Below are 8182 nucleotides of genomic sequence, written 5' to 3'. Positions count from 1 at the left end.
TCGCTCTCCAGGTAGCGCACCAGCGCCTGGCGGGCGTGGCCGCCGCCGTACGCGTGGTCCAGCGCTCGGCCGGGTGCCCACCCAGAGCCGCCGTCCGCCGATCGCCGTCGAGCCGCCGTACCACGACCCGGCCCGCGAGTCGCGCCCGGCGCTGCGGGTCGGCCGGGGCGACATCGCCGCCATCCGCGCCGTCGGCGACCTGTTCCGCGCGCTGGACCACGCGTACGGCGGCGGCCACGCCCGCCAGGCGCTGGTGCGCTACCTGGAGAGCGAGGCCGAGCCGATGCTGCGCGGCCGCTACGGCGAGCAGATCGGCCGGGCGCTGTTCGGGGCGGTCGCCGACCTCACCCGGCTGGCCGGCTGGACGTCCTTCGACATCGCCGCGCACGGCCTGGCCCAGCGCTACTTCGTCCAGTCGCTGCGGCTCTCCCAGGCCGCCGGGGACCGCGCGCTCGGCGGCTACATCCTGGTGACGATGAGCCAGCAGGCCGTGCACCTGGGCCACGGCCGGGAGGCCGTCCAGCTGGCCCGGGTCGCCCAGCAGGGCGTGGGCACCGCCGTGCCGCCGACCGTGCAGGCGCTGCTGCACGCCGCCGAGGCGCGCGGGCACGGGCTGCTCGGCGACGTCCGCTCCTGCACCACCGCGCTGGTGCGGGCCGAGCGGGCGCTGGCGGCGGCCCGGTCCGGCGACGAACTCCCCTCCTGGGCGCGGTTCTTCGACGAGGCGCAGCTGTCCGACGAGTTCGCCCACTGCTACCGGGACCTCCAGCAGTGGCGGACGGCCGCCCAGCACGCGGAGAAGTCGCTGCGGCTGCGGTCGCCCGCGTACGCGCGGAGCCGGATCTTCTGCCGGCTGGTGCTGGCCACCGCGCGGCTCGGCATGGGCGACCTGGACGAGGCCTGCGGCATGGCCACCGACGCGCTGCGGGCGGCGGGGGAGATGCGGTCGGCCCGTTCGCTGGAGTACGTGCGGGACTTCCACCGCCGGCTCACCCCGTACCGGGGCAGCCCGGTGGCACGCGCGTTCGAGGAAACGGCCCGCCAGGCGGGGGTGATCTGAACCGCCGCCGCGCAGGTACCCCAGGAGGACCAGGTTCACCAGCTCTCGGCGTTCACCCGCGGCCGGTCGCCCGTCACGGCGGCCGGCGGCCGGACGTCCCCGCGCAGCCGCTGCGCGGTCAGCGGGAAGCACAGCACCGAGAGCATCCCGGCGCCGACCAGGGCGGCCGCGGTGGAGGACGGCAGGTGGCCGGCGTCCACCTCGATCGTGGTGATGACCACGACCAGCGGCAGCGCGGTGGCGCCGTACAGGCCGAGCGCGGCCCGGTCGCGCCGCCCCAGCCCGGCGGGGGCGAGCAGCGCGGCGGGCAGCCCGCGCACGGCCAGCAGCAGGGCCAGGAAGACCGGGACGAGCAGCAGCGTGCCCGGGTCGCCGAGCAGCGCGTCGAGGTCGAAGTTCATCCCGCTGACCACGAAGAACACCGGGACGAGGAAGCCGAAGCCGATGCTCTCCAGCTTGGCCTCGATCACCTCCTCGTCGCGCTCGGGGACGTCGGAGAGCAGCATCCGGGAGACGATGCCGGCGGTGAACGCGCCGAGCAGCATGTCGAGGTCCAGCCAGAGCGCGGCCGCCACCATGGTCGCGAGCACCAGCATCACGGTGCGGACGGCGAACTGGCCGGAGGTGCGTAGGGTGCCCCGGATCAGCCCGGTCATCCAGCGCGGCCGGTCGCGCCGGGCGTAGCCGATCGCGACGGCGGTGATCAGCGCGAAGGCGGCGAGGATGACGGCGGTGCGGGCGGGGGTGTTGCCGCTGAGCAGGACGGCGATCGCGATGATCGGCCCGAACTCGCCGACCGCGCCGGTGGCCATGACCAGCGAGCCGAACGGGGTGGGGAGTTCGCCGGAGTCGCGGAGGATCGGCAGGATGGTGCCGAGCGCGGTGGTGGTGAGCGCCAGCCCGGCGAAGGCGCCGTCCAGCGGGTCGCGGTTGATCAGCGCGCCGGCGCCGAGCGCGACCACCAGGGCGACCAGCCACGCGGCGCCCGCCCGTTTGAGCGGGCCGCCGCGCAGTTTGGCGAAGTCGATCTCGTAGCCGGCCAGGAACATCAGCAGGGCCAGGCCGAACTGGGAGAGCGCGTCGATCAGGTCGTCGACGTGCACCCAGTTCAGGACGTCGGGGCCGATCAGCACACCGAGCACGATCTCGAACACCACGGTGGGGATGGCGATCCACCGCAGCAGCCGGTCGGCGAGCAGCGGGGCGGCCACCGCGGCGGCCGGGACGAGGACCAGCGCGAGCGGCTGCACCTCGAAGTCGGCGCTCACCGGGCGGCCGGCCGGGGAGCGTAAACCATCCGATCAGCGGTCATATCGGCATACTGGCACGCGGCCGGCCGCCTTCCCGGCATCCGGGCGGGCAGCCCGGCCGCGTGCCGCCGTCGACGCCCGCCGCGGGACGGCGACCGGCCCCGTCGGACCGCCGTCGACCGCCCGGGCCCAGGCCGCCGTCGACGACCTGGGCGCCGTCCGACGGGGCGCCCGTCAGGCCGCCGCCTCGGCCTCCTCCGCGACGGCCGGCACCCCGAGGTCCCGGACCACGGCCTCGGCCGCCCGCCGCCCGGAGACCAGCGCGCCCTGCACGCTGCTGGTGTCCCGGTGGTCGCCGCAGACGTACAGCCCGGCCAGCACCCGGACCGGCCGCCGGGTGTTGTGCGGCGGCGGCATGGCCGGCACGGCGTCCGGCAGGTGCCGGACGCTGAGGAAGTGCCAGCCGTCGGTGGGCGTCCCGTACAGCTCCGCCAGGCGCCCGCGCACGGCGGGTTCCAGCGCGGCGGGCCCGCCGGCGTCGAAGCTCCGGCGGCCGAGCACGGTGGTGGCGATCAGCGCCTGCCCGGACGGGGCGTACGAGGGGTGCAGCTCGCTGAGCACCAGCGAGTGCGAGACCAGCGACGGCCGCCCGCCCGGCCGGTCGCCGTCCAGCAGCAGGACGGCCTCGCCGATCGGGGCCCGGTCGGCCGCGTGGTAGAAGGTCGTGACGGGGTGGAAGTCGGGCAGCCGCAGGCCGGGCAGCAGCTCGGCGGCGGAGCGCGGGTCGGTCGCGACGATCACCGCCTGCGCGCCGATCCGCCCGTGCTCGACGGTCTCCACGCCGTCGGCCGTGATCGAGGTGACCCGCACTCCGGTGCGGACGGTGCCGGCGGGCAGTGCGGCGGCCAGCTGGGCCGGCACGGCCGCGATCCCGCCGGCGGGCAGACAGAGTCGGCCGCGCGCGTAGCAGCGCAGCACCAGGTCGGCGACCCGGCTGCTGGTGCCGAGCGCGGGGTCGCTGAGCAGCGCGCCGAGTAGCGGGCGCAGCAGCCCGTCGACGGTGCGCGGGGCGAGCCCGCGCTCGCCCAGGGCGCGGGCGGCGGTGGTCTCCGGCCGGGCCTTGAGGCGGGCGGGCGGGGTGGCGGCGAGGCGGTTGAGCCAGCTGCCGAGCCGCGCCTTGTCCAGCGGACTGCCCAGCGGCGACCGGGTGGCGGCCTGCCGGGCGGTGGTGAGCTGGGGGTCCCCGACCCGGTACCGGCGCCCGCCGCTGTGCACGAGTACGCCGGGCGTGAGCGGGCGCAGTTCGAGGCGGTCGAGGTCGAGCACGCGGCGCGGCTCGGGGAAGGCGGTGTTGAGCAGGTGACTGCCGTGGTCGAGCCGGAATCCGTCCAGCTCGTGGGTGGCCGCTCGGCCGCCGATCCGGTCCGCGGCTTCCAGGATCCGGACGGTGAGGCCGTGGCCGGTGAGCACGCGGGCGGCGGCGAGGCCCGCGAGTCCGGCTCCCACCACGATGACGTCCGGGTCGGACTGTCGGCGGGTGCGGCGAGCGAAGTCGTACGTGGGCACGGGGGGCTCCCTCCCTGGTCCCGGGGGTTTCGGGCCGGCGCAGGCAGCGGGTGCTGGGACACGGTCCGACGGTGTGATGCCCAGTCAGTGTGAGCGTCAGACAAGCGCATCGGTCCCGATCCGGGGACGGAAAAGGGGAGTGAGGGCATCCGCGCGGGGCTCCGGGAGGGGGCGCACGGGAGCATGCAACGGGCGCGTTGCACGCCCCCGGTGACCGTGCGCGCCCGTCGGGCCGGAAACCCGCCAGGATCGGCGCACAGTCCGTGACCGCGCCCCACCGGATGCCCTCACTCCCCTTTTCCGTCCCCGGATCGGGACCGATGCGCTTGTCTGACGCTCACACTGACTGGGCATCACACCGTCGGACCGTGTCCCAGCACCCGCTGCCTGCGCCGGCCCGAAACCCCCGGGACCAGGGAGGGAGCCCCCCGTGCCCACGTACGACTTCGCTCGCCGCACCCGCCGACAGTCCGACCCGGACGTCATCGTGGTGGGAGCCGGACTCGCGGGCCTCGCCGCCGCCCGCGTGCTCACCGGCCACGGCCTCACCGTCCGGATCCTGGAAGCCGCGGACCGGATCGGCGGCCGAGCGGCCACCCACGAGCTGGACGGATTCCGGCTCGACCACGGCAGTCACCTGCTCAACACCGCCTTCCCCGAGCCGCGCCGCGTGCTCGACCTCGACCGCCACGAACTGCGCCCGCTCACGCCCGGCGTACTCGTGCACAGCGGCGGGCGCCGGTACCGGGTCGGGGACCCCCAGCTCACCACCGCCCGGCAGGCCGCCACCCGGTCGCCGCTGGGCAGTCCGCTGGACAAGGCGCGGCTCGGCAGCTGGCTCAACCGCCTCGCCGCCACCCCGCCCGCCCGCCTCAAGGCCCGGCCGGAGACCACCGCCGCCCGCGCCCTGGGCGAGCGCGGGCTCGCCCCGCGCACCGTCGACGGGCTGCTGCGCCCGCTACTCGGCGCGCTGCTCAGCGACCCCGCGCTCGGCACCAGCAGCCGGGTCGCCGACCTGGTGCTGCGCTGCTACGCGCGCGGCCGACTCTGTCTGCCCGCCGGCGGGATCGCGGCCGTGCCGGCCCAGCTGGCCGCCGCACTGCCCGCCGGCACCGTCCGCACCGGAGTGCGGGTCACCTCGATCACGGCCGACGGCGTGGAGACCGTCGAGCACGGGCGGATCGGCGCGCAGGCGGTGATCGTCGCGACCGACCCGCGCTCCGCCGCCGAGCTGCTGCCCGGCCTGCGGCTGCCCGACTTCCACCCCGTCACGACCTTCTACCACGCGGCCGACCGGGCCCCGATCGGCGAGGCCGTCCTGCTGCTGGACGGCGACCGGCCGGGCGGGCGGCCGTCGCTGGTCTCGCACTCGCTGGTGCTCAGCGAGCTGCACCCCTCGTACGCCCCGTCCGGGCAGGCGCTGATCGCCACCACCGTGCTCGGCCGCCGGAGCTTCGACGCCGGCGGGCCCGCCGCGCTGGAACCCGCCGTGCGCGGGCGCCTGGCGGAGCTGTACGGGACGCCCACCGACGGCTGGCACTTCCTCAGCGTCCGGCACCTGCCGGACGCCGTGCCGGCCATGCCGCCGCCGCACAACACCCGGCGGCCGGTCCGGGTGCTGGCCGGGCTGTACGTCTGCGGCGACCACCGGGACACCAGCAGCGTGCAGGGCGCGCTGGTCTCCGGGCGGCGGGCGGCCGAGGCCGTGGTCCGGGACCTCGGGGTGCCGGCCGTCGCGGAGGAGGCCGAGGCGGCGGCCTGACGGGCGCCCCGTCGGACGGCGCCCAGGTCGTCGACGGCGGCCTGGGCCCGGGCGGTCGACGGCGGTCCGACGGGGCCGGTCGCCGTCCCGCGGCGGGCGTCGACGGCGGCACGCGGCCGGGCTGCCCGCCCGGATGCCGGGAAGGCGGCCGGCCGCGTGCCAGTATGCCGATATGACCGCTGATCGGATGGTTTACGCTCCCCGGCCGGCCGCCCGGTGAGCGCCGACTTCGAGGTGCAGCCGCTCGCGCTGGTCCTCGTCCCGGCCGCCGCGGTGGCCGCCCCGCTGCTCGCCGACCGGCTGCTGCGGTGGATCGCCATCCCCACCGTGGTGTTCGAGATCGTGCTCGGTGTGCTGATCGGCCCCGACGTCCTGAACTGGGTGCACGTCGACGACCTGATCGACGCGCTCTCCCAGTTCGGCCTGGCCCTGCTGATGTTCCTGGCCGGCTACGAGATCGACTTCGCCAAACTGCGCGGCGGCCCGCTCAAACGGGCGGGCGCCGCGTGGCTGGTCGCCCTGGTGGTCGCGCTCGGCGCCGGCGCGCTGATCAACCGCGACCCGCTGGACGGCGCCTTCGCCGGGCTGGCGCTCACCACCACCGCGCTCGGCACCATCCTGCCGATCCTCCGCGACTCCGGCGAACTCCCCACCCCGTTCGGCTCGCTGGTCATGGCCACCGGCGCGGTCGGCGAGTTCGGGCCGATCATCGCGATCGCCGTCCTGCTCAGCGGCAACACCCCCGCCCGCACCGCCGTCATCCTCGCCGCCTTCGCGCTGATCACCGCCGTCGCGATCGGCTACGCCCGGCGCGACCGGCCGCGCTGGATGACCGGGCTGATCCGGGGCACCCTACGCACCTCCGGCCAGTTCGCCGTCCGCACCGTGATGCTGGTGCTCGCGACCATGGTGGCGGCCGCGCTCTGGCTGGACCTCGACATGCTGCTCGGCGCGTTCACCGCCGGCATCGTCTCCCGGATGCTGCTCTCCGACGTCCCCGAGCGCGACGAGGAGGTGATCGAGGCCAAGCTGGAGAGCATCGGCTTCGGCTTCCTCGTCCCGGTGTTCTTCGTGGTCAGCGGGATGAACTTCGACCTCGACGCGCTGCTCGGCGACCCGGGCACGCTGCTGCTCGTCCCGGTCTTCCTGGCCCTGCTGCTGGCCGTGCGCGGGCTGCCCGCCGCGCTGCTCGCCCCCGCCGGGCTGGGGCGGCGCGACCGGGCCGCGCTCGGCCTGTACGGCGCCACCGCGCTGCCGCTGGTCGTGGTCATCACCACGATCGAGGTGGACGCCGGCCACCTGCCGTCCTCCACCGCGGCCGCCCTGGTCGGCGCCGGGATGCTCTCGGTGCTGTGCTTCCCGCTGACCGCGCAGCGGCTGCGCGGGGACGTCCGGCCGCCGGCCGCCGTGACGGGCGACCGGCCGCGGGTGAACGCCGAGAGCTGGTGAACCTGGTCCTCCTGGGGTACCTGCGCGGCGGCGGTTCAGATCACCCCCGCCTGGCGGGCCGTTTCCTCGAACGCGCGTGCCACCGGGCTGCCCCGGTACGGGGTGAGCCGGCGGTGGAAGTCCCGCACGTACTCCAGCGAACGGGCCGACCGCATCTCCCCCGCCGCCCGCAGCGCGTCGGTGGCCATGCCGCAGGCCTCGTCCAGGTCGCCCATGCCGAGCCGCGCGGTGGCCAGCACCAGCCGGCAGAAGATCCGGCTCCGCGCGTACGCGGGCGACCGCAGCCGCAGCGACTTCTCCGCGTGCTGGGCGGCCGTCCGCCACTGCTGGAGGTCCCGGTAGCAGTGGGCGAACTCGTCGGACAGCTGCGCCTCGTCGAAGAACCGCGCCCAGGAGGGGAGTTCGTCGCCGGACCGGGCCGCCGCCAGCGCCCGCTCGGCCCGCACCAGCGCGGTGGTGCAGGAGCGGACGTCGCCGAGCAGCCCGTGCCCGCGCGCCTCGGCGGCGTGCAGCAGCGCCTGCACGGTCGGCGGCACGGCGGTGCCCACGCCCTGCTGGGCGACCCGGGCCAGCTGGACGGCCTCCCGGCCGTGGCCCAGGTGCACGGCCTGCTGGCTCATCGTCACCAGGATGTAGCCGCCGAGCGCGCGGTCCCCGGCGGCCTGGGAGAGCCGCAGCGACTGGACGAAGTAGCGCTGGGCCAGGCCGTGCGCGGCGATGTCGAAGGACGTCCAGCCGGCCAGCCGGGTGAGGTCGGCGACCGCCCCGAACAGCGCCCGGCCGATCTGCTCGCCGTAGCGGCCGCGCAGCATCGGCTCGGCCTCGCTCTCCAGGTAGCGCACCAGCGCCTGGCGGGCGTGGCCGCCGCCGTACGCGTGGTCCAGCGCGCGGAACAGGTCGCCGACGGCGCGGATGGCGGCGATGTCGCCCCGGCCGACCCGCAGCGCCGGGCGCGACTCGCGGGCCGGGTCGTGGTACGGCGGCTCGACGGCGATCGGCGGACGGCGGCTCTGGGTGGGCACCCGGCCGAGCGCTGGACCACGCGTACGGCGGCGGCCACGCCCGCCAGGCGCTGGTGCGCTACCTGGAGAGCGA

4 protein-coding genes and 2 pseudogenes are annotated in these 8182 nt (G+C 76.3%); 3 read left to right on the top strand and 3 right to left on the bottom strand.

All coding sequences use genetic code 11. The features are described 5' to 3' along the window. Window positions 1–1060: pseudogene (locus tag AB0N76_RS38425) on the top strand (regulator); the annotation flags it as partial. 35 nt (window positions 1061–1095) lie between these two features. Here AB0N76_RS38425 and AB0N76_RS38420 read toward each other — a convergent pair. Further along, entirely contained in the window at window positions 1096–2328 is a 1233-nt protein-coding gene (locus tag AB0N76_RS38420) for a cation:proton antiporter (RefSeq protein WP_363565491.1), read from the bottom strand. Window positions 2329–2544: 216 nt separating this feature from the next. Further along, window positions 2545–3876 (bottom strand): NAD(P)/FAD-dependent oxidoreductase, encoded by a 1332-nt coding sequence (locus tag AB0N76_RS38415; protein ID WP_363565493.1) that lies wholly within the window; start codon window positions 3874–3876, stop codon window positions 2545–2547. Window positions 3877–4306: 430 nt separating this feature from the next. On the opposite strand from AB0N76_RS38415, the gene AB0N76_RS38410 reads away from it, so the two are divergent. Beyond that, window positions 4307–5638 (top strand): FAD-dependent oxidoreductase, encoded by a 1332-nt coding sequence (locus AB0N76_RS38410; RefSeq protein ID WP_363565492.1) that lies wholly within the window; start codon window positions 4307–4309, stop codon window positions 5636–5638. Between the two features lie 216 nt (window positions 5639–5854). Beyond that, window positions 5855–7087, top strand: coding sequence for a cation:proton antiporter (locus AB0N76_RS38405; protein WP_363565491.1), 1233 nt, complete (start codon window positions 5855–5857; stop codon window positions 7085–7087). 35 nt (window positions 7088–7122) lie between these two features. Here the strand turns inward: AB0N76_RS38405 and AB0N76_RS38400 are convergent. Then, window positions 7123–8182, bottom strand: a pseudogene (locus AB0N76_RS38400) (regulator); the annotation flags it as partial.

It is taken from the genome of Kitasatospora sp. NPDC093806, from assembly GCF_040683335.1.
Lineage (GTDB): Bacteria > Actinomycetota > Actinomycetes > Streptomycetales > Streptomycetaceae > Kitasatospora.
Note: the sequence above shows the minus strand (reverse complement) of the source record. Positions and strands in the feature narration are given on the sequence as shown.